General features: G+C 46.1%; 26 protein-coding genes. 21 read left to right on the top strand and 5 right to left on the bottom strand.

Features of this window, described 5'->3' with window-relative positions:
• Nucleotides 1-19 precede the first annotated feature (19 nt).
• The 13 genes from ACI4J0_RS09395 to ACI4J0_RS09335 all read left to right on the top strand — a co-directional run bounded on the left by ACI4J0_RS09395 (nt 20) and on the right by ACI4J0_RS09335 (nt 13,004).
• Nucleotides 20-1,285 (top strand): glycoside hydrolase family 27 protein, encoded by a 1,266-nt coding sequence (locus ACI4J0_RS09395; protein ID WP_439765550.1) that lies wholly within the window; start codon nt 20-22, stop codon nt 1,283-1,285.
• Between the two features lie 104 nt (nt 1,286-1,389).
• On the top strand, nt 1,390-1,602 hold the full coding sequence (locus ACI4J0_RS09390; protein WP_439765549.1) for a hypothetical protein: 213 nt from the start codon (nt 1,390-1,392) through the stop codon (nt 1,600-1,602).
• On the top strand, nt 1,599-1,880 hold the full coding sequence (locus tag ACI4J0_RS09385; RefSeq protein WP_439765548.1) for a type II toxin-antitoxin system YafQ family toxin: 282 nt from the start codon (nt 1,599-1,601) through the stop codon (nt 1,878-1,880). Before ACI4J0_RS09390 ends, ACI4J0_RS09385 begins: the two co-directional genes overlap by 4 nt.
• 295 nt (nt 1,881-2,175) lie before the next feature.
• Entirely contained in the window at nt 2,176-3,219 is a 1,044-nt protein-coding gene (locus tag ACI4J0_RS09380; protein ID WP_439765547.1) for a flagellin N-terminal helical domain-containing protein, read from the top strand.
• 156 nt (nt 3,220-3,375) lie between these two features.
• Entirely contained in the window at nt 3,376-5,457 is a 2,082-nt protein-coding gene (locus ACI4J0_RS09375; RefSeq protein ID WP_439765546.1) for a glycosyltransferase, read from the top strand.
• 73 nt (nt 5,458-5,530) lie between these two features.
• Nucleotides 5,531-7,015: a CDP-glycerol glycerophosphotransferase family protein gene (locus ACI4J0_RS09370; protein ID WP_439765545.1), complete on the top strand. Its 1,485-nt coding sequence runs from the start codon at nt 5,531-5,533 to the stop codon at nt 7,013-7,015.
• Between the two features lie 4 nt (nt 7,016-7,019).
• On the top strand, nt 7,020-7,841 hold the full coding sequence (locus ACI4J0_RS09365; protein WP_439765544.1) for a LicD family protein: 822 nt from the start codon (nt 7,020-7,022) through the stop codon (nt 7,839-7,841).
• 22 nt (nt 7,842-7,863) lie between these two features.
• Nucleotides 7,864-9,021 carry a LicD family protein gene (locus tag ACI4J0_RS09360; protein ID WP_439765556.1) on the top strand — a complete coding sequence of 386 codons (1,158 nt, stop codon included), beginning with the start codon at nt 7,864-7,866 and terminating at the stop codon, nt 9,019-9,021.
• 10 nt (nt 9,022-9,031) lie between these two features.
• A complete protein-coding gene (locus ACI4J0_RS09355) occupies nt 9,032-9,772 on the top strand; it encodes a class I SAM-dependent methyltransferase (protein ID WP_439765543.1) in 741 nt (246 codons plus the stop codon).
• 51 nt (nt 9,773-9,823) lie between these two features.
• Nucleotides 9,824-10,462: an NTP transferase domain-containing protein gene (locus ACI4J0_RS09350; protein ID WP_439765542.1), complete on the top strand. Its 639-nt coding sequence runs from the start codon at nt 9,824-9,826 to the stop codon at nt 10,460-10,462.
• A 15-nt stretch (nt 10,463-10,477) separates the two neighbouring features.
• Nucleotides 10,478-11,194, top strand: a complete 717-nt coding sequence (locus ACI4J0_RS09345; protein WP_439765541.1) for an NTP transferase domain-containing protein — start codon at nt 10,478-10,480, stop codon at nt 11,192-11,194.
• On the top strand, nt 11,191-11,943 hold the full coding sequence (locus tag ACI4J0_RS09340; protein WP_439765540.1) for a class I SAM-dependent methyltransferase: 753 nt from the start codon (nt 11,191-11,193) through the stop codon (nt 11,941-11,943). The genes ACI4J0_RS09345 and ACI4J0_RS09340 overlap by 4 nt, the downstream gene beginning before the upstream one ends.
• Nucleotides 11,944-11,948: 5 nt before the next feature.
• A complete protein-coding gene (locus tag ACI4J0_RS09335; RefSeq protein ID WP_439765539.1) occupies nt 11,949-13,004 on the top strand; it encodes a pyridoxal phosphate-dependent aminotransferase in 1,056 nt (351 codons plus the stop codon).
• A gap of 73 nt (nt 13,005-13,077) precedes the next feature.
• Here ACI4J0_RS09335 and ACI4J0_RS09330 read toward each other — a convergent pair whose 3' ends face one another.
• Complete coding sequence (locus ACI4J0_RS09330) at nt 13,078-13,248, bottom strand: hypothetical protein (protein WP_439765538.1); 171 nt, start codon at nt 13,246-13,248, stop codon at nt 13,078-13,080.
• A 115-nt stretch (nt 13,249-13,363) separates the two neighbouring features.
• On the opposite strand from ACI4J0_RS09330, the gene ACI4J0_RS09325 reads away from it, so the two are divergent.
• Nucleotides 13,364-13,549 (top strand): hypothetical protein, encoded by a 186-nt coding sequence (locus tag ACI4J0_RS09325; protein ID WP_439765537.1) that lies wholly within the window; start codon nt 13,364-13,366, stop codon nt 13,547-13,549.
• A gap of 117 nt (nt 13,550-13,666) precedes the next feature.
• On the opposite strand, the gene dtd is transcribed toward ACI4J0_RS09325, so the two are convergent.
• Together dtd and ACI4J0_RS09315 are read right to left on the bottom strand one after the other, a co-directional pair.
• The gene (dtd, locus tag ACI4J0_RS09320; RefSeq protein ID WP_439765536.1) at nt 13,667-14,098 is read right to left on the bottom strand and encodes a D-aminoacyl-tRNA deacylase; all 432 of its coding nucleotides are present in this window, start codon (nt 14,096-14,098) and stop codon (nt 13,667-13,669) included.
• A gap of 68 nt (nt 14,099-14,166) precedes the next feature.
• A complete protein-coding gene (locus ACI4J0_RS09315) occupies nt 14,167-15,675 on the bottom strand; it encodes a methyl-accepting chemotaxis protein (RefSeq protein WP_439765535.1) in 1,509 nt (502 codons plus the stop codon).
• A 252-nt stretch (nt 15,676-15,927) separates the two neighbouring features.
• Here ACI4J0_RS09315 and cdaA point away from each other — a divergent pair, with 252 nt between their 5' ends.
• The 4 genes from cdaA to ACI4J0_RS09295 all read left to right on the top strand — a co-directional run bounded on the left by cdaA (nt 15,928) and on the right by ACI4J0_RS09295 (nt 20,898).
• Complete coding sequence (cdaA, locus tag ACI4J0_RS09310; protein WP_439765534.1) at nt 15,928-16,866, top strand: diadenylate cyclase CdaA; 939 nt, start codon at nt 15,928-15,930, stop codon at nt 16,864-16,866.
• On the top strand, nt 16,866-18,272 hold the full coding sequence (locus tag ACI4J0_RS09305; protein WP_439765533.1) for a CdaR family protein: 1,407 nt from the start codon (nt 16,866-16,868) through the stop codon (nt 18,270-18,272). The genes cdaA and ACI4J0_RS09305 overlap by 1 nt, the downstream gene beginning before the upstream one ends.
• Nucleotides 18,273-18,469: 197 nt before the next feature.
• Nucleotides 18,470-19,411: an ABC transporter ATP-binding protein gene (locus ACI4J0_RS09300; RefSeq protein ID WP_439765532.1), complete on the top strand. Its 942-nt coding sequence runs from the start codon at nt 18,470-18,472 to the stop codon at nt 19,409-19,411.
• Complete coding sequence (locus ACI4J0_RS09295; RefSeq protein WP_439765531.1) at nt 19,411-20,898, top strand: hypothetical protein; 1,488 nt, start codon at nt 19,411-19,413, stop codon at nt 20,896-20,898. The genes ACI4J0_RS09300 and ACI4J0_RS09295 overlap by 1 nt, the downstream gene beginning before the upstream one ends.
• Nucleotides 20,899-20,957: 59 nt before the next feature.
• Here the strand turns inward: ACI4J0_RS09295 and ACI4J0_RS09290 are convergent, their stop codons facing one another.
• Nucleotides 20,958-22,373 carry an MATE family efflux transporter gene (locus ACI4J0_RS09290; protein WP_439765530.1) on the bottom strand — a complete coding sequence of 472 codons (1,416 nt, stop codon included), beginning with the start codon at nt 22,371-22,373 and terminating at the stop codon, nt 20,958-20,960.
• 163 nt (nt 22,374-22,536) lie between these two features.
• Nucleotides 22,537-23,172: a TetR/AcrR family transcriptional regulator gene (locus ACI4J0_RS09285; RefSeq protein WP_439765529.1), complete on the bottom strand. Its 636-nt coding sequence runs from the start codon at nt 23,170-23,172 to the stop codon at nt 22,537-22,539.
• A 226-nt stretch (nt 23,173-23,398) separates the two neighbouring features.
• Here ACI4J0_RS09285 and ACI4J0_RS09280 point away from each other — a divergent pair, with 226 nt between their 5' ends.
• Genes ACI4J0_RS09280 through ACI4J0_RS09270 form a run of 3 tightly spaced genes read left to right on the top strand, consistent with a single transcriptional unit; the run spans nt 23,399 to nt 26,058 of the window.
• Nucleotides 23,399-24,361, top strand: a complete 963-nt coding sequence (locus tag ACI4J0_RS09280; RefSeq protein ID WP_439765528.1) for an alpha/beta hydrolase — start codon at nt 23,399-23,401, stop codon at nt 24,359-24,361.
• Between the two features lie 18 nt (nt 24,362-24,379).
• Nucleotides 24,380-25,795 carry a condensation domain-containing protein gene (locus ACI4J0_RS09275; RefSeq protein WP_439765527.1) on the top strand — a complete coding sequence of 472 codons (1,416 nt, stop codon included), beginning with the start codon at nt 24,380-24,382 and terminating at the stop codon, nt 25,793-25,795.
• A gap of 35 nt (nt 25,796-25,830) precedes the next feature.
• Complete coding sequence (locus ACI4J0_RS09270) at nt 25,831-26,058, top strand: acyl carrier protein (RefSeq protein WP_439765526.1); 228 nt, start codon at nt 25,831-25,833, stop codon at nt 26,056-26,058.
• The last annotated feature ends 8 nt before the right edge of the window (nt 26,059-26,066 follow it).

The following is a 26,066-nucleotide window of genomic DNA, read 5'->3' as shown; positions in this document are numbered from 1 at the left end:
CACCGAAAGGAAAATCATTATGAATAACACATCACCTATGGGCTGGAACAGCTGGGACTGCTACGGCGCGGCTGTTAACGAGGATATAATCAGGCAGAACGCCGATTTTATGGCAAAATATCTCAAGCAGTACGGCTGGGAATATATAGTAGTCGATATCCAGTGGAGCGCGCCCAATGCCAAAAATCACGAGTATGACCCCTTTACGGAGCTTTGCATGGACGAGTATTCCCGTCTTATCCCTGCGGAGAACCGTTTCCCCTCGTCTGCGGGCGGTAAGGGCTTTGCTCCTCTGGCGGAATATGTTCACTCTCTGGGACTGAAATTCGGCATACATATAATGAGGGGAATACCCCGTCAGGCTGTTCACAGAAACACCAAGATAAAGGGAACGGACAGGACTGCCCGTGAAATTGCCAAGACCGCAAGCATATGCGCCTGGAACACGGATATGTACGGCGTTGACCCCGAAAAGGAGGGGGCAAGGGCATACTATGACAGCATTTTCGAGCTGTACGCTTCCTGGGGCGTGGATTTCATCAAATGTGACGATATCGCAAGGGAGCTGCCCCACGAGGAAGGGGAGCTTATAATGCTCAGCGAGGCGCTTCACGGCTGCGGACGGGAAATGATACTCAGTCTGTCTCCCGGACCTGCGCTGCTTGAAAAGGCGGAGCTTTACAAGCAGGTATCCAATATGTGGCGTATCACCGACGATTTCTGGGACAAGTGGGAGCTTCTTTACGCAATGTTCGAGCGTGCGGAAAAGTGGTGCACACATTCGGGAGCGGGACACTGGCCCGACGCGGATATGCTCCCTATCGGTCCTATCCTGCAGGACTATGATAAGTCAAGCCGCACCAAATTCACCCAAAATGAGCAGATGACCATGCTCACCCTGTGGAGCATTTTCCGTTCGCCCCTTATGATAGGCGGCGAAATGACGGGATTTGACGAGTTTACCATGAGCCTGCTGACAAACGAGGGCATTCTTAAAATGCACAAGAATGCCCGTCACTCGCATCAGGTATGGCGGCGGGTCATAAACGGAAACGAGTATATTCTCTGGACAGCTGCCGACAGCGAGGGCGGCGGATATTTCGCCCTGTTCAATGCAGGGGACAATGACGGCTGTGTAAAGATAGACCTTGCCGACCTGGAGGCGGGAGAGAGGCTTTCCTGCACCGAGCTATGGAGCGGAGAGAAGTCCGATTTTGACAGAACTGCGGAAATTTCTGTGCCGTCCCATGGAGCAAAGGCGTATCAGTTTGAAAACTTACAATAATACTTGATCCATATCTGCCTGTGACAGGCTTATGAATTTTTCTTCATACTCTTGATTTTGGCTCTCTTTTGATATATAATATATTCAGAAGGGAGCTGATCTTTATGAGTACAAGAGAACGGGCATACAGCATTTTTGACTGCCTTACCGATGAACAGCTTGAGGGATTTATCCTTATGTTCGGCAAGATCGTTGACAACAACAATAAACTAAACGAAGAAACAAGTGCTGCTATTGAGGAGAGTGAGCGTATGCTTGCCGATCCCGCCACTCAGAAATATGATGTTGAGGACGCTCTCAGGGAGTTAAAGAAATGAATTATCAGGTTATCTGGACATCTCAGTTTAAAAAAGAATACAAGCTTGCGATGAAAAGAAAACTTGATATTTCTCTCCTCGATAACATTATCATAAGCTTGTCAAAAGGCGAGGAGCTGCCTCCTGAGAGACACGATCACGATCTTTCGGGAAACTGGAAGGGATATCGTGAATGCCACATTCAGCCTGATTGGCTGCTGATATACAAAATTCAGAATGACAGTCTTGTTCTGTCTCTTACCCGAACAGGCACTCACAGCGATCTGTTTGACAAATAACAAATCAAATGTTCCCGGAAGCGTTTTGCTGTCGGCATTGATGCAGGCGGCAGGGCGCTTTTTTATACTCCAAAAAAAAATCCCAAAAAAATTTTCCAAAAAAGCTAAAGTTTTAAAAATCACTGCCGATATATATAACAGAAGCGAGGGGAAAAGGAAATCCCCCAAGGGCAAGAAGCCCGGGACGGTCGCTTGAAGCCGCAGAACGTACGGCAGAGGTCCTGAGTCGCGATAGGGACCGAAGCGGACAAGGTCTGCAGGCAAAAATCAATAATTAAATCAGGAGGATTTTATTATGGTAGTACAGCACAACATTTCAGCTATGAACGCTAACAGATACTTCGGTATCAACAACTCCGGTCTTTCCAAGTCTCTCGAAAAGCTTTCTTCCGGTTACTCTATCAACCGTGCAGGCGATAACGCAGCAGGTCTCGCAGTTTCCGAGAAGATGAGATCTCAGATCGCAGGCCTTACTCAGGGTGTTAAGAACGCTGAGGACGGTATCTCCATGATCCAGACCTTTGAAGGTGCTCTCACTGAGACAGACGCTATCCTTCAGAGAATGAAGACTCTTGCTACACAGTCTGCTAACGGCACATATCAGGACGATGTTGACCGTGACGCTATCCAGCTCGAGTTCGATCAGCTCAACGACGAGCTTAATCAGATCGCTGACACTGACTTCAACGGCGTTACAGCTCTTAACGGTGGTCAGATGGCTGACGGTACTTCTGCTAAGACAGCTAACAGCGGTGATTCCACGCTCGTTACACCCGATGGAAACCCCAAAGATTATGCAGGAACTTCTTCCTCTATCAACTATTCTACAATTACCGGCAACACCACTAAGGATTCGGTTTCCCACTCCAACGCTTACGGTCAGGCTACTAACAACCTTACCTACACCAGCACTATCACTCTTCAGGTAGGCGCAAGATCTAAGGATGCTGTTAACTTCACATTCGCATATAAGTCCAACGGTATCGGCATGCTCTCCGCTAACATGGACTGCTCCGCTCGTGGACTCGGAACCGATAAGCTTGATCTCACATCTCAGAAGTCTGCTAACCATGCTATTGACCAGATCGGAAACGCTATCAACAAGGTTTCCATGGTTCGTGCAACCTTCGGTGCTATCCAGAACAGACTGGAACACAAGATCGACAACATGAACGTAACCAAGGAGAACATCACATCTGCAGAGTCCAGAATCCGTGATACTGATATGGCTCAGGAAATGACCAACTTTACAAAGAATCAGATCCTCAGCCAGGCTTCTCAGGCAATGCTTGCTCAGGCAAACCAGCTGCCTCAGGGCGTTCTCCAGCTCCTCGGCTAATTATATTGACCGAGTTTCCGCTTGAAATTTCAAGTGAGCTTCCGGCTCCCACCCGCAAGGGCGGGAGCCTTTTTTATTATATTTTGAGCCTTATTTTGATGATCGGAGGAGCTCTGAGTATGAAAATAAGACTTAAATCAAAAGGAGAATACAAAAATGCTTTTATCCATCGGAATGATAGTTAAAAATGAAGAGAAAAATCTCGACAGATGCCTTTCGGCTTTAAAGCCGATACTTGAGAATATCGACAGTGAGCTTATCATTGCCGATACCGGTTCCGAGGACAATACAGTCGAGATAGCAAAAAAATATACGGACAATGTTTTTTATTTTGAATGGATAAACGATTTTGCCGCAGCAAGAAATTCTACCCTTGACAGAGCGACAGGCGAATGGTTTATGTTCGTGGACGCCGATGAGTTCTTTCAGAACTGCGAGCCCCTCATCGATTTCTTTAATTCGGGGGAATATAAAAAATACAATGCCGCGACTTTTATCACGAGAAGTTACGGTTCTGTAGCAATGGATACATACAGTGATTTCAATGCGCCGAGATTGTCGAAAATATTCCCCGAGACACGTTTTGAATTTGCTATCCACGAGGGCTACAATATTTTTAATTCTCCCATAAAGATACTCGATCTTGTAGCTGACCATATCGGATATATCCACGATGATGACGATGACACCGCCAAGAAAAAGTGCGAACGAAATTATCCGCTGCTCCTGAAGCGCCTGGAAACAGAAAAAGACCCTAAGTCCCTGCTGTATATGCAGCTGTTTGAAGCTCGTTTTGAGACAAACGAAGAGGAAGCATTAGAATATCTGGATATCGGACTAAAGCGCAGTCTTGAGGAAAAATCCTCAATGGTCGCAGCCTTTTACAAGAAGAAGGCAAGCTATGAATACAATCACAAGCGCTATGAAAGTGCAATGAAGCTTTGTGATGATTATTTAAATATCACAGACAGATCAATAAAGCCCGGTCCCACAGGCACAGACGCCGAGCTGACAGGCTTCAAGGCTCATCTGTATGACTGTTTGGGCAGATATTCCGACGCGGTATCGGAATTTATCAAATTTTTCAGATACTACAAGGATTACCGCGGGGGAAAGCTTGATACAAACGATCTCCTGATGTACGAGCTGCACTATATCTCCAAGGACAAGTTCCACATCAATATGTGCGAATTTCTTTCCTGCTGCGTTAAGGCGAAAAAGTACAATACAGCACTTGAATATCTGAAGCTGATGCCTGTGAGCAAATATCCCGACGCACCTGCATTCATTTCGGACAGAATAAAAAACGAGGTCATCATTGCCGAAAATACAAACTTCAAGAATTTTAAAAGCTTATATGAGCAGGTGAAGGACGGCAAATACATCGGCTTCTTTTACCGTTATGTCCGCGCAAGGATATTTTCCTCGGATAAGAAAGCGGATTATGTGGCAAAAATAAAGCCTTATTTCGAAAAGAACGCCGAGTATGATATCCTTGAGATAATTGAGGCGTATTTCCGGGGAAAGGACGTATCTGCCGAAACTGCGGAATTTGCATCGGCAAACGGAACGGCAGATTATCCCGAGCTGCTTTATCTTCTTATTGCCGAAAATAAAGATATCCTCCCGCTGAAAAAATGCAGCGACTTTGCTGCGGATAAGCTCAGCTTCAGCTGCAGCGCAGATTATGAGGGCTTTTACGATGTTCTGGCGGCTTATGATATGAGCGAATGCTCAGATGAATGCTGTGAGGATATGGCTTCTATAGTCAGAACTGCCATTGTTCAGGCTGAAAACGAAAAGCTTTCCGCTGTAAAGCTTCTGAATGCTTACGGCAGAACAGGAAAAAGACTTGCGGGCAGTGAAGATGACGAGTCCCTTTCAAAGGATGTAAGAGGCGCTCTGACAGCCGCTTCCCTTATCGAATGCTTTGACAAGCGTGATTTCAAGGGCTGTATCGCCTGCATGAGAAAGCTGCTCCATATTTTCCCCGAATTTAAGGCGGTCATCAATGAATATCAGCAGATAATAAAGAATGCCGCAGGTATCGGAGCTCAGAATGAAAATCAGAACAGCCTTTCCTCCATGGCGGCTGTTGTAAAGCGCAATATACGAAATATGCTCAAAAGCAATAATATTTCCGAAGCTGAAAAGACTCTTTCAGAGCTTGAAAAGCTTGTGCCCGACGACCCCGACATTCAGACCCTGCGCTCGGAGATATCGGCATACTCCGGCTGATGATATGTAATACAGCACCGTGCGGCTTTTGCCGCCGGTGTCAGCCGTACAGAATTTTACAGGAGTCGACCCAATGAAAAAAGTAATAAAAAATAACATCTTGGACATTATTCAGACCATGTATGACGCACATTCATATATCGGCAAAGCGATAGACGACAATTCTCCCGAAAATGCAGATGCGGTCCTGGCGGATTGTCAGAGTACGGCTATCGAACTGGGCAGCGTAATAGAGCGCACAGAAGGAGGGGGTCTGCACACTGTCAAGCTGCTTGAAAGCTACTGCGAAGACCTTTACAATGTATCTGCCCGCGCTTTTTCGGAGTATTCGGGTAAAAAGATCAGAAAGCTGCTTGACAAGTCACTTTCAGCTTTTGAAAATTCTTTCAGAACCGAGATAAAAGTTAAGCTTGAAGTCGTATTTATGCCGTATAAAGCCTCTATGTGGGATTCTCTTGAAAGCATATGGAAGGCAGCAAACGATGACCCCGACTGCAATGCATATGTAATTCCTGTACCGTATTATGAACGAAAGCCTGACGGAGCTTTCGGAGAGATGCATTATGAGGGAGCAGAGCTTCCCGAGTATGTTCCGATCACCCATTATGATGCATATGATGCGGAGCTGATGCAGCCTGATGTAATTTATATACATAATCCATATGACTATCAGAATTATGTAACTTCGGTTGACCCGAGATTTTATTCATCTGAGCTGAAGAAGCATACCGAATGCCTGGTATTTGTACCGTATTTTATAGCAGGGTACTTCAATGAGCCCGAGAATTACGGAATGACGAAATTACCCGGGGTCATAAATTCGGATATGATCGTACTCCAATCGGAAACACTCAAACAGATATATCTGTCTAACGGCGTAAAAAGCAAAAAAATAATCGTATCGGGCTCACCAAAAACCGATGCCGTTCTTGACCGCAGCTTTACCGACTGTCCGTTATCCTGGGAGCTTCTGAAAGAGCGGAAAGTATGCCTTGTAAATTCAAGCATTTCAAGTTTTCTTGAGTGGGATAACTTTATTCCTGTGCTCAAAAGTATGATGGAAACGCTCATCAATGACGGCAGATACTCAATACTATGGCGGCCTCATCCTTTGCTTGAAAGCACAATAAACAGTATGCGGACAGGTAAGAAGAAGGAATATGACGAATTTTGCGATTGGTTTTCAAAACAGAGATATTGTGCAAAGGATACTCTGTCCGACCCAAGATATGCCATTGGCTTTTCGGATATACTGTTAAGCGATTATTCCTCCCTCATATTTTCATATATCCCCACAGAAAAGCCTGTGGCAGAGATATTTAACGGTAAGTCGCCCATAACAGACAGCACAGTTTTTGCCTGTGATACACGGAATATATATTATTATAACTATCTTTCCCGATCGGCAGATGATATGCTCCGTATGATAAACGATATTCTGGAAAATGACCCTTTGAAAGAGGCAAGAATGACCTCTTACAGAAGATCAATGGCAAACTGCGACGGTACCTGCGGTATCAGGACCCATGGGCTGATAAAAAAACACCTTTTAGGATGATATTATGAAAAAAAACGTATTAAAGCTATCCGATGATGAACTCAGGAAGCTGCAGCTCGAACAGCTTGATATTCTGATAGAATTTGACAGGATATGCAGAAAGCATAACATCAAGTACATTATTGATTCGGGTACTCTTTTGGGAGCAGTCCGCCATAAGGGCTTTATCCCCTGGGACGATGATGTTGATGTAAGAATGCTCAGAAGCGAATATGATAAATTCTGTGAGGCTGCAGGGGAACTTGGGAAGGATTATTTTTTTCAAAATCATACTACAGATAAAGGCTATCCGTGGCTATACAGCAAAATAAGAAAAAACGGCACAACAGCGGTTCGCGTGGGGCAGGAGAAGCTTAAAATGCACCAAGGGATATTTATAGATATCTTTGTCTGCGACGGTGTTCCCGACAGCAAATATCTGAAAAAGCTCCGTGACAGCATCTCGCTTATAAACAGGAAGCTGCTATATTCCGTTATAGCAAGAGATAATGCCCCTACAGCAGCAGAAAGGACCTTCTGGGAGCTGGTAAGCTTTATAAAGCCCGACGCCGCACATTTTGCCGACCGCCTTGTCAGGACGCTTTTTAACGAAAACAACTGCTCAAGAGTAGGCTCAAACGGATATCATCACCCTGTGGAAATAAAAGGCTTCAAAAAAGAATGGCTTACCGACCTTACAGAGCTTGAGTTTGAGAACCGCTTTTTTTTAGCTCCGAAAGAGTATGACGAATGTCTCACCTTTATTTACGGGGATTATATGAAGCTCCCTCCCCCCGAAAAGAGAACGGGCAACGGTGAATTTACTCATCTGAGCTTCAGAAAATGATTTTGGAAGGAGCGAAAAAGTGATGATATATGACAACTGCATAAAGTATATCAGAGATGAAGCGGACAAGCTTCATACCCCCAATGAATGGAGCAGAAGAAGCATTTTGTTTCTGGGTATGGATTCGCTTGCAAAGTCGCTTATTTATATTCTGAAAGACTATGGCTCGAAGATCAGTGTGACAGACAGCGGATATCGCTTTGCTTCATATTCGGATATACCTGTTATCCGAAATACGGAAAATGTCTCCGGGCATTGCGATGTAATAATAGTTACCGAGAAAAAGTATTTTGATGATTTCTCAGCCCTTTTATCATCTTCCCGGGCGGAGATCATTGATATGACATTTCTCAGAATGAATTATTTTCCAAAGCTTGACCTTCCGCCAAATGCGGAAAGTATCACCCTTCGTGAAGCTCAGCTGGAAATGACAGAGATGATGAGCTGTTTTCACGAATTTTGTCAGAAAAATAACCTGCGCTACTCTCTTGACGGCGGCTCTCTTATCGGAGCGGTACGGCACAAGGGCTTTATACCGTGGGACGATGATGTTGACGTTGTAATGCCCATGCCCGATTATCTGAGAATGTTAAAGCTTCTGCCGGGGAATATGCCTTCAAAATACGAATTGCAGTCTCCTCACGGCGGAGAAAAGGTCGTGAGTACAGTGACAAGGCTCGTATCAAAAAATATTCTCACAGGGCAAAATCACTATCCCGTAAAATACATCTGCGGAATGGGAATAGATATCTGGGCAATAGCAGGATTTCCCGAGAGCATTAAGGAGCAGACGGAATATTCTGCCGAGCTGGAGCATTTAGGCGAGGTCTGGAAAGAAAGGATAGTTATTCCCTTCAATAATTCCGATGAATTTCAGAATGAATGCGTCAGGTTCGGGGAAGAAATGCTGGAGCTTATCACTGCTTACGATTACGACAAATGCAGCTTTGCGGGATATGCTTACATAGGCAGGATACTGCATATACGGAATAAGGAAAACCGTGCCCTCCCCAAGACGCTCTATGATGAACTTGAATTGATGGAGTTTGAGGGAAAGAGTTTTTCCTGCATACGTAATTTTGATAATTATCTTACCCAAATGTTTGGCGACTATATGCAGCTGCCTCCTCCGGAAAAGCGTGTGGCGGAAAACTCCGATATGATATACAGATCAAAGTAAAAGGAAGAATATGAAGATGGAAACAAGGATAAAAAATAAGATAACAGAAATAAGCTACGATGAGACCAAAGAATTTTTTCGGAAACGTGCCGATAAATATGACCCTCAAAAGCCCTACTGTGTAACGATGTATCAGGATAACCACAGTGAACTGGTCGTCGAGAGGAACCGCAGGGAGGTCGAGATATTATATCCGCAGCTGGGCATATCTCCCGAAAGCAGGGTGCTTGATATTGCCTGCGGGATAGGAAGATGGGCAGATGCGATAAAGGAGGAGATAAGCTGCTATCTGGGAATAGATTTCAGTGAAGAGCTTATCGGAATAGCGAAGTCACGATGCAGCCGCCCGGGTTTCAGCTTTGTCGCAGGAGACCTGAAAAATGTGGCATCAATATGTTCGGATAAAAAATACGATACCATACTTATGATAGGCATTTTGCAGTATCTGAACGATTCGGATATAGCAGGCATACTCGAGGGCATCATATCCTGCTGTGACGATACAGCAACGGTATGTATTCGCGAACCCATCGCAGAGGAAGGGCGGCTTACCCTTAATCATTTTTATTCCGAGGAATTAAAGGACAATTACAATGCGATATATCGTTCAAACAGTGAGCTTACGGCAATATTTGAACAGACATTTTTCAAACACGGCTTTTCGGTAAAAAAGCAAGCCTATTTGTTTGAAGAAGCAAATCTGAATAACAGAAAGGAAACCTCACAGTATTATTATATTTTAACCAGATAGTAATTATTGTTTTGGTCCTTTGTGATTTCGGGTGAACAGCGGAGGTTTCAGATGAAGGATAATACCACAATAATAATAAGCTGCGCAGGAATGGGCTCAAGACTTGGCGCAGGCTGTACAAAAGCGCTGATAGATATATGCGGCAAGCCTTTGATAATCAGGCAGCTGGAAATGCTTGCAGATCACGATGATATAAGGGTCGTGGTAGGATATCAGGCTGAACGGGTGATCGAAACGGTCAGAGCAATAAGAGAAGATGTAAGGTTTTTATATAACCTTGATTATAAAACCACCGGTACAGCAGCAAGCTTTTCAAAAGGACTGGACGGGGCAAGAGAATATGCAGTAGCTCTTGACGGCGATCTGCTCGTTAACCCCGATGATATGAAAAGCTTTCTGGAATATGACGGCGAATGTATCGGCGGCTGCGACCCGACAACGGATAATCCCGTTTTAATGGAGCTCAATGAAAAACATCAGGTCATCGAGTTTTCAAGGGAGCATGGTCAGCTTGAGTGGACAGGACTGGCGAAGATAAAAAGCCGGCGCCTCACAGCGGGAACGAAGCATGTGTATATGATGCTCGAGCCGCTGATGCCCATTGATGTTCTCAGAATAAGAACAAAGGAAATTGACACCGAGCACGATTATGAAAACGCATTGAAATGGTTTGAATGCGGCTGCAGATGATCGGAAGGAGACACGATGATGAAAGCGATATTACTTGCAGCAGGACGCGGAACAAGGATCTCAAGAATGGTTGAGGCAGTGCCGAAATCCACCTTGCCCATAAACGGCGTGCCGCTTATCCGTCATACAGTCAGGCTGTTATCCTCGGTGGGGATAGAATGCGTCGTTTGCGTCGGATATCAGCGTGAAAAGATATATGAAGCCCTGGAGGGACTTGATGTAACATTTTGTGTAAATCCGTTTTTTGATGTGACCAACAGCATTGCAAGCCTGTGGTTTGCCAAGGAGCATCTTAACGGAGATATGATAATACTGAATGCAGATGTATATTTTTCATCTGATATCCTGAAGCTGATACTCGATGACCAAAACGATGTTGTGATGGCTATCGACAAGAGCAGGACAGAGGTAGGAGATTATTTCTTTTCCACTACCGATAACGGCTGTATCACCGCATACGGCAAAGAGCTGCCGCTTGAGAAGCGCACCTGTGAGTATGTGGGACTGTGCAAAGTGACAAACTCATTTCTGCCCACATTCATTGACCGTATGGAGCAGCTTATCATGACCGCTCAGCACAGCTTATGGTGGGAAAATATCCTGTACTCGCTTACAAATGAAAGAAATATCTATACAGTTGATGTAGACGGAAGGTTCTGGTCCGAGATAGACTATTTTGATGATTATGAAAGAATACTCCGTCATATTGAAAAGGAGGAAGCATTAGTATGAACGCTCACAGGGTATATTCCGAAAAGCTTGATATAAATACTCAGAATACAATGAAATTTTATAATGACAGAGCCCAACGTGCAGCATCCATGGACTGTCCCTATACAGCCGTTCTTCTTGGAGATCAAAATCCCGCTCATGCCGAGCAGTGGAACATTTTTGAAAAAGAACATATTCTGCCCGAGCTTGAACTGAATGAAAACAGCCGTGTCCTTGAGATAGGCTGCGGTATGGGGCGCTGGGCAGAAACGGTGATCCCGATGGTAAAATGCTATCGGGGAGCAGACTTCTCCTCGGGTATGATAGAAACAGCAAAGAGCAGATGTGTTTTTAAAGGCAGGGATTATGATTTTATCAATGTATCATTCCAGCAGGCGGTTTCCGAACCGGGGCTGTTTGGCGATATAAAATTTGACAGAGTAATTATCGGCGGCGTATGTATGTACATAAATGACTCCGATATGGATATGTGCATAAGCGGTCTTAACAGACTTCTTGCCGATAAGTGTAAAATGTTCCTTACCGAAACGGTTGCGATGGAAACAAGACTTACTCTGAACGAGTGCCCGTCGGAGGCTTTGAAAACTACATATGATGTGATATACAGGACCCCCGCAGAGTATAATGAATATTACAGCTCACTTATAGATAACGGCTTTAAGATCAAAAAGCAGGACTACCTTCCTCATCTGAATAATGAAGCAGGATTTAGTGAAACAGACCGCTGGTACACTATTTTTGAGAGGTAAAAGCAATGTATTATGTCAATAAAAATATAAAAGACCTTTATCGGGTAAAATTCCACGATGAACGAAGCGATGTGCTGCGTCTGGATATGAATGAAAATCCCGAAGGCTTGCCGTCCGAATTCGTGGAGGAGGTCAAAAAGATGATAACCCCCTCATTCCTTTCGGCTTATCCGGAAAAAGACAGACTTGCCGCTCTTCTTGCGGAGCATAACGGGATCAAAGCCCACAATATTTCCATTACCTGCGGTTCTGATGAAGCAATGAGACTTATTTTTCAGTGCTTTGGCGAGGAAGGCAGGGAGCTGCTGACTGTTACCCCTACATTTGAGATGTATGATGTATATGCAAAAATGTTCGGAATGGTGCACGAAACAGTGGAGTACAATGATGACTTTACCCTGTCCGCAGACAGCATACTTTCAAAGATAAACGAGAATACAGGCATGGTCATACTTCTGAACCCCAACAGCCCCATAGGCGTTTGCTGGAGTGAGAATGAGGCGCGTGCCATTATTGAAAAAGCCGCCCGCTGCAATGCTGTAGTAGTTGTTGATGAGGCGTATCACTATTTCTGCGAAAGCACTTTTATGCCGCTTATAAACGAGTTCGATTGTCTTCTTGTACTGAGGACCTTTTCAAAGCTGTATTCATGCGCAGGTCTGCGTATAGGCTATGTTTCGGGAAATGAGCAGCTTATACACTACATAGAAAATGCGGAATCGACCTTCAATGTGAATAATGTTGCCATACTTTTTGCCGAGGAGCTTATGAAGCGTCCCGACATTAACTCTCAGCTTGTGCAGACCGAAGCGGAGGGAAAAAAGCGGCTGACGGACAGGCTGACCGCTCGGGGCTATAAAGTATTTGCGGCAGAGGGTAATTATGTGCTTTTCAAGCCTTATCATTCATCGGAAGAAATTGTCAGGAAGCTGAAAAGAGCGGGTGTATGGACGAGAGATTATTCCCGGGGCATTCTTGCAGGCTGGATAAGAGTTTCCACAGGCAGTGTTAAATGCATGGACAGATTTTTCGATGAATTGGAAAAAGCGGATACGATTTAACACCGTGCATTACACCTATATCGTCCTATAAAAAGCGCCGAAGCAGACCTTTTTTGTCTGCTTCGGCGCTCGTTTATTCAAACTCGTGAAAAATGCTGTCGGCGCATTTGTGGAGATCGTCCTCGGAACGGATCTCCTCCGAGCGGAGCATTATCCCGCCTTGAACGTAGTCGGGGAGAGAGCCGAAAAAGCGGCTTGCTTCGGGACTTTTCTCAAAAAGGGAGTTTAATGGGTCCTGCTTCATAGCACATCTTCCTTTCATATTTTTATATGAGAATTATGTGCAGAGACGGTCGCATTATTCTTGACGCAGAGGTTTGTTTGTGGTATAATTTAAAAAACGGTAAAGGGGAACGGATATGACGGCGGAGGAAAAGAAAAGGCTTGCGGAGTTCGAGCGCGACATCAAAAAAATGCAGAAGGACCACAAGGAGACCTTTGCGGAATTTGAGCCGAAAAAAAGCCTGCCCCGACAGATCGGTGACAGGCTGAAAAGCATATTTATACTAATCTTTAATCGTTCTGTAGACAAAGACGGCAGATAGAACGCTGCCAATCTAGGAAAGCGACCGCAGGCGGGCTGTCGCCCGGCAAGGGAGCTTGACGACGAGTGGCTGCGTTATAGCTGTCGGATTTGTCTATAGGTTGGTTAAAGATTAGTATTATTCCACGATCACGGTAAAAGGACCGTCATTAAGCAATGACACCTTCATATCCGCACCGAAAATGCCCCTTTCGGTGTGGACGTATTTCTCAAGCTCGGCGCAGAAAAAATCGTACAAAGGCTCGGCAGTCTCGGGACGTGCCGCTTTGACGAATGAAGGTCTGTTCCCGTGGGAGCAGTCGGCATAAAGCGTAAACTGCGATATGCACAGAACCTCTCCGCCCACGTCCGCAAGGGACAGATTTATCTTGTCATTTTCATCTGAGAAGATGCGCAGACCGCCGATCTTCTTGGCAATGCGTACGCAGTCCGCCTCGGTGTCGCCGTCTGTGAAGCCTGCAAGGATAAGAAAGCCCTTGCCAATACTGCCCACCACTTTTCCCTCAACCTCTACAGACGCACTTGTAACTCTCTGGATAACTGTTCTCATATTTTTATCCTTTCAAAAAAATTTTCGGGAAATATCCGCCTTGCAGACGGAAGTTTCCCGATTTTTTATCAGTATTTGCTCTGAACGTTTTCAAAATCATCATCCAGGTAGATGTGCTTTTGCTGCTTCGGTGCTTCGGGAGCGGTCTCAGGCTCTGAGAAATCCACAGGAACGAAGTCCTCGTTCATATCTTCGGCAGGCTCATCATAGGAAACGACGGTGTTATAGGAAACGCTGTCATTTACGTGATCATCAAAGCTTTCCGAGTTATCCTGCTCGTACGATGTTTCATATGTTTCATAAGTCTCATGAGTATCATAAGTATCATACTCATCAGGCTCGTCGGTTATTTTGAAGTGGGCAAGGAGATTTCTCAGCACGCCCGACTGACCCGAAAGCTCCTCGGAGGTGGCGGCGGATTCCTCAGCAGTGGCGGTGTTGCTCTGGACTACAGCAGCTATCTGCTCAACGCCTACGCTTACACGCTTTATCTCGTCAGCCTGTTCGATAGAAGCATCGGATATCTTTGATACCTCGTCTGCGATATCGCCTGCGTTCTTGATTATCTTGTCAAGAGTACCGGCAGTCTCATGGGCGATCTCAGCGCCCCGTTTAACGCTCTCAATGGAGTTTTCGATAAGGGAAGTGGTCTGGCTTGCGGCTTCGGCGCTCTTTGCGGCAAGGTTTCTTACCTCGTCGGCAACAACTGCAAAGCCCTTGCCCGCAGCACCCGCACGAGCCGCCTCAACTGCGGCGTTAAGCGCAAGGATATTGGTCTGGAAAGCGATATCGTCAATGACCTTGATGATCTTGGATATCTCTGCGGAGCTTTTGTTGATGTCGTCCATTGCGGCAAGCATCTGTCCCATTTCGTTGCCGCATTCCTTTATCTTGTTGCCCGTATCGTTAACGACCTGCATAGCCTTTCCTGCGGAATCGGCGGTATTGTTGACCTTTATGGAGATCGTACTTATCTGCTCGGTGAGCTGGTCGATGGAAGCAGCCTGCTCGGTCGCGCCCTGAGAAAGGGTCTGAGCGCCGTCTGCCACCTGCTGTGAGCCGTTTGATACCTGGTCGGAGGCAATGTCGATATTGCGGAAGGTCTCCTTCATAGAAGCGGTAACATCGTTATATTTCTTGCTTATAAGCCCGAAATCGCCCTTCCAGGAGGCGGGGAGCCTGTAGTTCAGATTTCCTGCGGCGACCTCGTCAAGGCCCTTGTTTATCTCGTTGATGACATCGTTCAGGTGAACGATGGTGTCCTCAAGGGTGTTGCACAGCTCGTCAAACTCGGTCTTTTCCGGGAGCTTTTCGTTGAATGTGTGAACATCGCCCCTGTCGATAGCTGCGAGACGCTCCTCCACCTTTCTTATCTGAGCGGTTATGTACCTTCCGAATATGGTGGAGATAACTCCGAATGCAGCAAGACCTGCAAGAGTAAGTATTATCTGAAGGGGAATGTTGTCCACCAGCATTGCAAAGCCCACAACTGTAAATACTACTATCACCGCAGCTGTAACGTAAACAAGCGTCATTTTGCCTGCGGCGGTTTTAGTCCATTTTCGTTTATTATCCATAAGGAAGACTTCCTTTCAGTATTTGTCTCCGAACATCGCCCTGCTGCGACGGGGAATATTATTAAATATTATACCATAGCCCTCCTGTAAAATCAATAGTTTTTTGTAAATTTTAGATAAGCAATATAGACAATCGGGATTTTTTTGTGACCCTTTGACAAAATAGATCCGACATCAGGGCAAATGCACTTGAAAACCGTCTGCGGGTGTGGTATAATAATAAATAAAACTTACTTAGAAAGGATATGTCAAATGGATCTGCTGTACGAAATAAAAAATTCCCTGCTGACGATCTTGCCCCCCAGCATTTTTGATGTGCTGGATATCGCTTTGCTTTCCGTTCTGATATACTATATACTGAAATTTATGCGTCAGAACCGTGCGGGCGGACTTTTCAAGGGACTTGTGGTCATAGTAGCGGCGTATCTTGTGGCGAAGCTCGTCCATATGAAAGCCCTGGTATTTCTCCTTGAAAATGCGTTCAGCATAGGACTTATCGCCCTGGTGATACTGTTCCAGCCGGAGCTCAGGCGTTCCCTTGAGAATATGGGTCAGTCCAAGCTTATGGACTTCACGAAGGGAAGCAAGCCAAATCCCTGGGAAAAGCCCATCGCCGAAATATGCAGGGCGTGCAGCTATTTTGCGGACAACAGCGTGGGTGCCCTTATCGTTATCGAGCGCAATGAGAAGCTGGGAGAGCAGATAAAGACAGGCACCGCATTCAAGTCGGAGATAAATTCGCTGCTCCTTGAAAATATCTTTTTTGTAAATGCACCCCTTCATGACGGAGCGGTCATCATACAGGACGGCGAGATAGTTGCCGCAGGCTGTATGCTCCCCTCCACCTCGAGACCCGAGCTTGTGGACAAGGCTTTAGGCTCAAGACATAAGGCGGCGCTGGGAATGAGCGAGAACTCCGACGCCATAATAATAGTGGTATCCGAGGAGACAAGCGTTATCTCCATAGCCGAGAACCGCAGTCTTACAAGAGGACTTTCGGTGGACGCTCTGAAAACGATGCTTACCGAAAAGCTTATGCCCGGAGCAAAGACAAGAACGGAGCAGGAAGAGCCTGCAGCAAACAGTGAGCCTGTTTCCGAAAAGAGCGGCGAAGCCGTAAGCGGCTCAGATGAAAAAACGTCCTCTCCCCGTGACGGCTCCGATGATGAAAAAGGAAAGGAGGACGCCTGATGATAAAAGATAAAAAAGCCGAAAGATCTCAGGATAAGCTCCATACGCTCATCAAAAGCGCAAAGGATGTTTCTCCCGCCGAGATACCCGAAATGATCGGACAGTGGATAAAAAATCTTTTCAAGCAGGACACCCATCTGAAAATACTGTCTATCGTTGTGGCGATAGGTATCTGGGCAGTGGTATCCATAAGCGTTTATCCCACAATGGAAAGCGTTTACTACAACGTTCCCGTGAAGATATCTCTGGAAAATACCTATGCCGAAGCAAATCAGCTTGACGTTATAACCTCCTCCGCCGAGACTGTCACCGTAAAGCTGTCGGGAAACCGCAGTCAGATAGGCGAGATAAAGTCCGAGGACCTTACGGCTCTCGTTGACGTTTCCAGCGTTATGATGCCCCGAAGCTACAAGCTGCATATGAATATCGAATGTGCAAAGACCTCCGATTTCCAGGTGGTAAGCATTGAGCCTGACACCATATCCGTTTCCTTTGACAAGATAATCTCCAAGGAGCTCCCCATCACTCCCCAGCTTGAAAATGTTCGTATTGCACAGGGCTATATGAGCGGAGACGCAGTGGTAACTCCCTCAACTGTCACCGTAACAGGTCCCCAGGATATGATAAATTCCATAACAAAGGTGTGCGCAAGAGTTTCGCCCGAAAAGGAGCTTGACTCCACCTACGAATTTACTACCGACGAGCTTGTGCTTTACAACAACAACGCGGTCATTTCCGACGATAACGAAATGCTGAGCTTTGACAAGACAGCCTTTGCGATACAGATACCCGTTTTCGTCCGTCAGACCCTGCCGCTGGAGGTAAATATCATCAACGCTCCCGACAAGTTCGACCTGGATTATTTCCGCAGTCAGCTGGTATTCTCCGTAAGCGCAATTGATATCGCGGCTCCCAACGACAAGATAAAGGAGCTCAAGAGCCTCAACATCGGCACTATCAATATGAGAGAGGTGGACGTTGGCAGCATATTTGAATTTAAGGCTGAAAACTTCCTTCCCGACGGCTATGAAAATCTCACTCAGATAGATACCGTTACCGTTACCTGCCCCAGCGAGGGTATCAGGAAGAAGGCAATTGCCATCAAGGGCAAGGATATCCAGTTCGTGAACCGTCCCGCACAGTATGAGTTCGAGCCTGTTTCATCGGGTATGACTCTGTTTGTGGTGGGCGACGAGGAGCAGATAGACTCCATCACAAGAGAGGATATCACCGCTCAGATAGACCTTATCGACTTTGATATGCAGGAGGGCGACCACAAGATGTCCGTCGGATTTATAATCTCCTCCTATGACAAGGTGTGGTTCAACGGCGGCGACGGCATTGCAACGCCCAAGATAATCGTGAAGGCATCGGTTGCCGAGGAAGAAGAGATACTCGAAGAATAGCATACAATACGTACATTAAAAACGGCTCTCCCGAAAAAATGGGAGAGCCGTTCTGCTTGTCGGAAAAAAATGACATTTGTAACTGATTTTTTTTATTAAAATGACATTTGTAACTAAAGATATATGATATAATTGACATAACAAATTTATTATGATAAAATAAGGAAAATGATCCAAAATTATACGGAGGCAGGAAGATGATCGAGATATCGAATGCGTCAATGATATTTGAAAATGACAGAGCAGTCCGTTTCGGAAAAAAGGATACCGAGGGCTATGAGCATCGTGACAAGGCTCTCGATGATGTTTCCCTCACCATTCCCGACGGGTGCATATACGGATTTTTAGGCTCCAACGGCGCAGGAAAATCCACCCTCATGCGAATGATATGCGGCGTATACAAAACCGATATGGGCAGCATAAAAATAGACGGGCAGGAGGTCTATGACAACCCCGAGGCAAAGAAAAACATCTTCTTTGTAAACGACGAGACCATCGAGTATACAAGCTACACCCTTTCTGCTCTGAAAAACTATTACAGCAATTACTATGATACCTTCGACTCCGATACATACAACAGGCTGCTTGGCGTTTTAAAGCTCCCCGAGACAAGCCCTCTCTCCACCTTTTCCAAGGGAATGAAAAGGCAGGCGGTGGCGATGATCGGGCTTGCCTGCCATACAAAATACCTTATGCTTGACGAGGCATTCGACGGACTTGACCCTGCAATGAGAGCGGTCATCAAGGATATGATACTTGAGGAGACAAGGAGCCGCAGCGCAACTCTTATCATATCCTCCCACAATATCCGCGAGATAGGGGAGCTTTGCGACAGAGCAATGCTTATCCACAGCGGAAAGCTTGTATTCGCAGACGAGATAACGAATATCAAGAGCCGTTTCAGAAAGCTGCAGCTTGCAAGCCTCAGCCATACTATGACCTCCGAGGAGATAACTGCGGCGGATATTGACATAATGCAGTACAAGGCAGAGGGCAGGGTAGTACAGGTCATTGTCAGAGACAGCGAGGGGCTTGATGAAAAGGTCTCAAAGCTGGGCGCAGAGCTTTATGAGCAGATACCCCTTACCCTTGAGGAAATTTTCATATACGAAATGAACTTGAAAGGATACGGACAATAATGTCATTTACAAGAATTTACAAAGGCTCAAACGCCGAGCTTATTGCCCATAAGAAAACACGGGTCATAACAATTATCCTCCTTGCCTTTGCAGGGATGATATACGGTCTTGACACCTCCTCACGGGGTGATTATGTGAACCCTTCGGGACTTGGGATATTTATTTACTTTGCAGCGCTTGTGCCCCTCTTTTCCTGCTGTACGGCGGTTTTCAAGGATATGCACGATATCCCCACAGCGGACGTTCAGATGTCAATGCCCCTGAGCAGCGAAGAGAGGTATTTTTCAAGGCTTCTGACCATTTGCAGGATATGGCTCATACCCTTTTTCATTTCGGCGGCGGGAGCATTTCTCCTCTCTGCAATGTTTGCCGGCACTCATTACACTTATCACAGCAGCGATATAACGGACTATTCAAGAACATACCACCCGGAAGTGCTGATGGTATATAACCTGCAAATGCTGCTGTGGTTTTTGGCGGCAGTGCTGTTTATAATTGCAGTGACGGTTGTATGCCAGTGCTGCATAGGCGCAAAGGCGGAAAGCAAATATCTCCCCGTGATGATGATGACAGCCCTGTCCATATTTGCCCCTGCAATGTATTTTTTTGTTACCGATAATTTTGCGGAAGTACAGACCTCGGGCGAGCCGTTCATCTATTCCCTTTGGACATTCTCCGCCCTGTTCGTTGAATTTGACAGCGTAAGAGATATGATACTTATGCTTGTAAACTGCCTTATCTCACTTGGTGTCATATACTGCGGAAGGTTCATCTGCCGGAAGCGTGACGCAAGAACGGTGGGCAAGCCTATCGTGTTCCCGCTGTTTTTCGAGGTGATAATGTTTGTCACCCTGACCCTGTTCTTTGTGCTTTTCCATACGGACTGGGACAGCTTTGTGGTGATGTTCCTTTCATGGCTTGGAAGCATTATCCTGCGTATCGTTGTATCGAGAAAGAATTTTTCCTTTGCTAAGATCGGCATATGGACGGGAATGTTCATCGGATATTACATAGTATTCCTGCTCTTTATGTATATCGCATTCCTTACGGGGGGCTTCGGGGCAATAACAAAAACCCCCGTATCTTCGGAGTATGTGGGAGTCGGAGCAAACGTGGATATCCGCATAGTGGAGTGCCGGACAGTATATTGGTATGACGGATATGATAATGAAGAGCTTATAAATTCCGGCTTTCAGCTGGCTTTGACCGGCGGAAATACAGAAAAGCTTCAGAGCTTTGTGGATAATATTTCCCGGACAGCTTCAAGGCAGCCGAGGATAAAGGGGCTGTTTTCCCGTCAGATGTTCGGGACCCATATGCCCTCGGGCATATATCATTGTACCGTAAACGTCAGAGTGACCGACAAATACTATGATGACGGCAGTTACAGATACGGAAATACCATCTACAGCGCAGAGTTTAATATGACCCGCAGCGACGCAGAAAATCTGGCAAAGCTTGCACAGGAGCTTGATATGGGGTATTGATAAATGATAAAGCCGTTTCGCTTTCTGCAATGTGTGCAGGAAACGAAACGGCTTTAATTTTACTGTTCAGCAGTGCTGTGCTTTAATGCCGCACTCGGTTCATCGCTTATCATCGCCACTCTCTTTCGGTATATGCTTCTGAAAAGCAGTAATGCCACGATAACGGAAAGAAGCTCTGCAATGGGGAAGGACGTCCAGACCAGTGAGCAAAGCCCGCTGTTTTTCTTTGCCATATCCGCAAAGAAAAGGGCAGGGGGGAAGATGAACAGGAGCTGTCTGCAAATTGACACGATAAGCGACTCGCCGCCGCCGTCAAGAGCCTGGAAAATGCCCTGGAAGGCAACGTTTGCGCCCGCAAAGACAAAGCTTACGGAAATAATTCTCATAGCGCTTATGCAAAGCTGCTCTGTCTCTCCCGAAAGACCGAAAAGCTGCGCAAGGGGGAGAGCAAACAGCTCGATCACCGCAAGTCCTGCGACCATCATTACTTCTGTAAATAACATTCCCCATTTTATTCCGCCGTCAATGCGCTTTCTGCTGCCCATTCCGTAATTAAAGGACACAACGGGGGTAATGGCGTCTCTGATACCGAAGGCTATGAACAGCACCACCTGCTGTATCTTGTAGTAAAGACCGTATGCAGTGACCATATTTTCGCTTACGGTACCGAAAACGATGTTAAGCCCATAGGTCATTGCAGACATAAGCGCCTGAGCCACAACAGCAGGGAAGCCAATGGAATAGATCTCCTTTATCACAGTGAGTGAAGGCTTTATAAAGCTAAGCTTATTGTCAATTCCTGTGTTTACCTTAAAATGGAAGATAAGCGCCAGTATGAAGGATACTGCCTGACCTGCCACAGTTGCAACAGCCGCACCCCTTACGCCCATTTCGGGAAATGCGCCGAGACCGTAGATGAGTACAGGGTCTAAAACGATGTTCACCAAAGCTCCCGATATCTGTGCAATGGTGGAAAAGCCCGAGTGTCCGCCTGCCTGCAAAAGCTTTTCGTAAATGGAGAAAAATACGATGCCGAAGGAGAATATGCAGCATATCCTCAGATAATCCGCTGCCATTGAGCCGATAAGAGGGTTGTCTGTCTGTGAGAAAATATAGCTTTCCGAGCCAAATATCCCGAAGAGCATAAATATCACATATATCACTCCCGCGAGAAAAATGCCGTTTCCTGCGGTGCGGCTTGCCTTTTCCCTGTCGCCTGCGCCGAGGCTTTTTGCTGTAAGAGCGTTAACGCCCACGCCCGTGCCTATTCCCACAGCCACCATAAGCATCTGAAGGGGGAAAGCCAGCGTAAGTGCATTAAGGGCAGCCTCGCCGTTTTCTGCCATATTTGATACAAAAGCGCTGTCAACGATATTATACACTGCCTGCAATATCATCGATATCACCATGGGCACGCTCATGGAAAGCATAAGCCTGCCGATGGGAAGAGAGCCCATTTTTTCCGTTTTTTCCATAATATCATTCTCCTTATTCCCAAAATAAAAAAAGTGCAGCCAATGATCGGATTTACGCTCATCGGCTACACATCTTGATTTAATTATATATTTTTTGAAAAGGTTTGTCAAAGGCGATTTTCAACAAAAACATATTTCATTCAGAGAAAGATTTTTGCAGTTTTTACTCTATTGTATAATTGGGATATTCATCGGGAGTAAAGAGAAAATCAAAGCTTCCCTTTTCCGCCTGCAGACAGGTCTCAAGCACTCCTGCATATAGCTTCAGCTTGCGGTAAATGCCCTCGTTGTCCGATGGGAAAAAGGACTTGTCCAGCAGGAAGGTGAGCATTGCGATTATCATTTCCGCGCTTTCCTCGGGATAATCTGTGCGTATAGAGCCGCTTTCCACACCCTCCGCCAGAAGCTTTGTGAGAATGGGGGAGATGGTCTTTACAGCGGTCATCATCATTTTCATATGGAGCATAAGATTATCCTGCACATGGAAATAAACAATGATATTTTTCCTTTTGTCACTGAATTCCTGCTTGATGACCGACCTGAAAAGCGCCTTTATCTTTGCAAGGGGGTCATTGCTGCCGTAAACATCATTGAAATATTCCTTTATGGCAAGAGCATAGCTGCGCTCGATAACGGCGTTCACTATATCTTCCTTGCTTTCAAAATAATAATATATGCTGCCCTTGCCTATGCCTGCCTTTCTGGCTATCATTTCCACAGAAATATCCTTGTCGGAGATCTCGCACATAAGCTCTTCGGCAGCGTCTAAAATAAGCTCTTTCTTTTTATTGTCGCGCATAACGGTAATTTCCTCCGAGATCAAGTTTAGATAATTATATCACAAAAGGAATTTGATTTCAAGACAATATTTTATATAAAATATAAATTGACTTGCGGTCGAAAAAGTGATATACTGTAATAAAGTCAACAATCGACCGCAGGTCGGAACTGCGGTCGGAAAATCCTATATTTTTTTAGGCATTTTTCGACCGGAGTTCGACTTTTGCAGAAAGGAAGATGAATTTATGAGCGGACAGATCATCGGAGCTGCCGTTCTCGGTACTGCGGCAGTAGGCGCAGCGGTATTTACGGGAGCAGCCATTACCCTGTTCAACCGTGTTATCCCCCGTCAGGAGGTACTGAGGGTGGATATGAACGAGTTTGCTGATATGGATACCTGGGAGGAATACAAGAAAAAAATTGCCCCCAGAGCCGAATGGGTTTATTCCCAGCCCCTTGAGAACGTTACTGTAAAGTCAAGAGACGGTCTGAAACTCAACGGCTATATCCTTAAAGCTGAGGGTGAAAGCAAGGGCGCAGTGATATGTCATCACGGCTATACCAGCAAGGCGATGGACAATGCTGCTATCGCAGTGTTTTTCCACGAGCAGGGCTATGACGTGCTTTTAGCCGACAACAGAGCCCACGGCGAGAGCGAGGGAAAGTACGTCGGCTTCGGTATCCTTGACAGATATGACTGCTTAGAATGGATAAAGCTTATGGATAAGCGTTACGAGGGCAAGAAGGATATCCTGCTCTACGGCATTTCTATGGGCGCTACCACCGTTCTGATGGCTTCAAGCCTTCCCGAGCTGCCGAAAAGCGTTAAGGCTGTTATTTCCGACTGCGCATTTACATCTCCCTATGATGTGTTCTCCCACATACTGAAAAGGGACTATCATCTTCCCAAATTCCCCGTTATGAACATAAACGACGCTATCTGCCGCAAAAAGGCAGGCTACGGCTTCAAGGACTATTCCACACTTGACGCCGTAAAGACCACCGCAGTTCCCATTCTCTTTATCCACGGCAAAAAGGATAATTTCGTTCCCACCTGGATGACAGAGAAAAACTATGAGGAATGTACCGCCCCCAAGGATATCCTTATGGTGGATAACGCGGGACACGGCGCTTCCTATTACGAAAACACCGAGCAGTACGAAGCCAAGGTAAAGGAATTTCTCAGTAAATACGTTCCCGAGAATTAAACGGAAAGGAAAAATATTATGTACGAGAAGGAAATTGTCATCAACGGAGCGCCTGTTAAATGCTGGCCGCTCTGCGCCTCACAGAAACTTCACTATTTTACAATGCTTTTCAGCCCTCCTCAGGTGCTTAACATCGGCACAGGTCTTTACGTAAAGGACGATGTGGATTTCGGGGTGCTTAAACAGGCTGTATATAAGGCATATGAGCGCTTTGACTCAATGCGCCTGAGATTTGTAAAGGACCCCGACAACGAGCAGAACGTTTATCAGTATGTGGTTCCCTTCGAGGACAGAGATATCGAGTTCAGAGATTTTTCCAAATGGAGAGAGGAAGCCGCTCACGAGGAAATGTGCCGCTGGACGGCAGTTCCCTTCGAGCCCTTCGGCAAGCCCCTTAACAGAGTAGTTCTCGTAAAGCTTCCCGGGGGTTATAACGGACTTTACCTGAACGTTAACCATATGACAATGGACTCAAGCTCCATTATCGGCTTTGACCGCTGCGTGCTGGAATTTTACTGCTCTATGAAATACGGCACCGACGCTCCCGCTCCTATGCAGTCCTTTATCAAGCAGCTGGAGAAGGACCTTGCCTACGATGACAACTCTCCCGCAAAGCAGAAGGACGAAAAGTTCTGGATGGAGAGAATCTCCCAGAGCGAGCCTATCTTCACAGGCTTCACAGGTCCCGAGTATCTTATGACCACAAGACGTGAGCTTAATGATCCCGAGCTCCGCAGTGCGATGATGCCCTATGCGGACCCCTCTGCCGCAATTTCTGTCTACAACCTTGAGAAGGAGCCTTCAATGCGCCTTATCAAGTTCTGCGAGCTGTATAACGTGCCTATGGCAAGCCTTCTTGCAATGGGTCTGCGCACCGTTCTTTCCAAGTTCAACGGCGATGAGAAGGACGTATCCATCATCAACTGCATCGCACGCCGCGGAACCATTTCCGAGAAATATTCGGGCGGCTCCAGAATACACTTCTTCCCCCTCAGAACTATCCTTGACCCCGAGCTGACATTTATCGAGGGCATAAGAGCGATACAGGCAGAGCAGAACAAGCTCTACCGCCACGCAAACTATGACCCCATTGCAATGAGAATGGCTCAGGACAAGCAGTGGAACGTTCCCCAGGGCGCCTGCTACGAGAGCATAAGCCTTACATATCAGCCCCTTACCCTCAATCAGACCAAGGAGCTTCCCGACATTCCCTACAAGAGCCATTGGTACACAAACGGCGTTGCCAGCCATGCTCTTTATCTCACAGTAATGCACCGTCCCGAGGACAACGGTCTGGGCTTCAACTTTGAATACAAAAAGGCGCTTGTTTCCAAGGAGGAGATGGATTATTTCTACTACTATCTCTGCCGTGTGCTTTTCAGAGGCATCGAGGACGAGACCAGAACTATCGGTCAGATACTTGAAATGATATAACATTTATGATATAATAGAATTTGGAGGATCAGGCAATGCTTGAAAAAATGAAAGAGCTTATCGTTAACTATGTTGATGTAAACCCCGACGATATCACCGAGGACTCCCGTTTCGTGGAGGATCTTGGCTTTAATTCATACGATTTTATGAGCCTGCTGGGCGAGCTTGAAAATGAGTTCGATATTACCGTGGACGAAAGCGACGCTATAGATATCCACACCGTAGGCGAGGCTGTAAAGTACCTCGAAGAGCTTAAAAAGTGAGGTGCCGT

The sequence above is a fragment of the Huintestinicola sp. genome (genome assembly GCF_051882455.1).
Lineage (GTDB): Bacteria > Bacillota > Clostridia > Oscillospirales > Ruminococcaceae > Huintestinicola.
This window is presented reverse-complemented; position numbering and strand designations above follow the sequence as displayed.

Bases quoted from the DNA above. Each gene is read 5' to 3' on its own strand.
- ACI4J0_RS09395 (WP_439765550.1), top strand. From the start codon at position 20: ATGAATAACACATCACCTATGGGCTGGAACAGCTGGGACTGCTACGGC.
- ACI4J0_RS09390 (WP_439765549.1), top strand. From the start codon at position 1,390: ATGAGTACAAGAGAACGGGCATACAGCATTTTTGACTGCCTTACCGAT.
- ACI4J0_RS09385 (WP_439765548.1), top strand. From the start codon at position 1,599: ATGAATTATCAGGTTATCTGGACATCTCAGTTTAAAAAAGAATACAAG.
- ACI4J0_RS09380 (WP_439765547.1), top strand. From the start codon at position 2,176: ATGGTAGTACAGCACAACATTTCAGCTATGAACGCTAACAGATACTTC.
- ACI4J0_RS09375 (WP_439765546.1), top strand. From the start codon at position 3,376: ATGCTTTTATCCATCGGAATGATAGTTAAAAATGAAGAGAAAAATCTC.
- ACI4J0_RS09370 (WP_439765545.1), top strand. From the start codon at position 5,531: ATGAAAAAAGTAATAAAAAATAACATCTTGGACATTATTCAGACCATG.
- ACI4J0_RS09365 (WP_439765544.1), top strand. From the start codon at position 7,020: ATGAAAAAAAACGTATTAAAGCTATCCGATGATGAACTCAGGAAGCTG.
- ACI4J0_RS09360 (WP_439765556.1), top strand. From the start codon at position 7,864: ATGATATATGACAACTGCATAAAGTATATCAGAGATGAAGCGGACAAG.
- ACI4J0_RS09355 (WP_439765543.1), top strand. From the start codon at position 9,032: ATGAAGATGGAAACAAGGATAAAAAATAAGATAACAGAAATAAGCTAC.
- ACI4J0_RS09350 (WP_439765542.1), top strand. From the start codon at position 9,824: ATGAAGGATAATACCACAATAATAATAAGCTGCGCAGGAATGGGCTCA.
- ACI4J0_RS09345 (WP_439765541.1), top strand. From the start codon at position 10,478: ATGATGAAAGCGATATTACTTGCAGCAGGACGCGGAACAAGGATCTCA.
- ACI4J0_RS09340 (WP_439765540.1), top strand. From the start codon at position 11,191: ATGAACGCTCACAGGGTATATTCCGAAAAGCTTGATATAAATACTCAG.
- ACI4J0_RS09335 (WP_439765539.1), top strand. From the start codon at position 11,949: ATGTATTATGTCAATAAAAATATAAAAGACCTTTATCGGGTAAAATTC.
- ACI4J0_RS09330 (WP_439765538.1), bottom strand. From the start codon at position 13,248: ATGAAGCAGGACCCATTAAACTCCCTTTTTGAGAAAAGTCCCGAAGCA.
- ACI4J0_RS09325 (WP_439765537.1), top strand. From the start codon at position 13,364: ATGACGGCGGAGGAAAAGAAAAGGCTTGCGGAGTTCGAGCGCGACATC.
- dtd (WP_439765536.1), bottom strand. From the start codon at position 14,098: ATGAGAACAGTTATCCAGAGAGTTACAAGTGCGTCTGTAGAGGTTGAG.
- ACI4J0_RS09315 (WP_439765535.1), bottom strand. From the start codon at position 15,675: ATGGATAATAAACGAAAATGGACTAAAACCGCCGCAGGCAAAATGACG.
- cdaA (WP_439765534.1), top strand. From the start codon at position 15,928: ATGGATCTGCTGTACGAAATAAAAAATTCCCTGCTGACGATCTTGCCC.
- ACI4J0_RS09305 (WP_439765533.1), top strand. From the start codon at position 16,866: ATGATAAAAGATAAAAAAGCCGAAAGATCTCAGGATAAGCTCCATACG.
- ACI4J0_RS09300 (WP_439765532.1), top strand. From the start codon at position 18,470: ATGATCGAGATATCGAATGCGTCAATGATATTTGAAAATGACAGAGCA.
- ACI4J0_RS09295 (WP_439765531.1), top strand. From the start codon at position 19,411: ATGTCATTTACAAGAATTTACAAAGGCTCAAACGCCGAGCTTATTGCC.
- ACI4J0_RS09290 (WP_439765530.1), bottom strand. From the start codon at position 22,373: ATGGAAAAAACGGAAAAAATGGGCTCTCTTCCCATCGGCAGGCTTATG.
- ACI4J0_RS09285 (WP_439765529.1), bottom strand. From the start codon at position 23,172: ATGCGCGACAATAAAAAGAAAGAGCTTATTTTAGACGCTGCCGAAGAG.
- ACI4J0_RS09280 (WP_439765528.1), top strand. From the start codon at position 23,399: ATGAGCGGACAGATCATCGGAGCTGCCGTTCTCGGTACTGCGGCAGTA.
- ACI4J0_RS09275 (WP_439765527.1), top strand. From the start codon at position 24,380: ATGTACGAGAAGGAAATTGTCATCAACGGAGCGCCTGTTAAATGCTGG.
- ACI4J0_RS09270 (WP_439765526.1), top strand. From the start codon at position 25,831: ATGCTTGAAAAAATGAAAGAGCTTATCGTTAACTATGTTGATGTAAAC.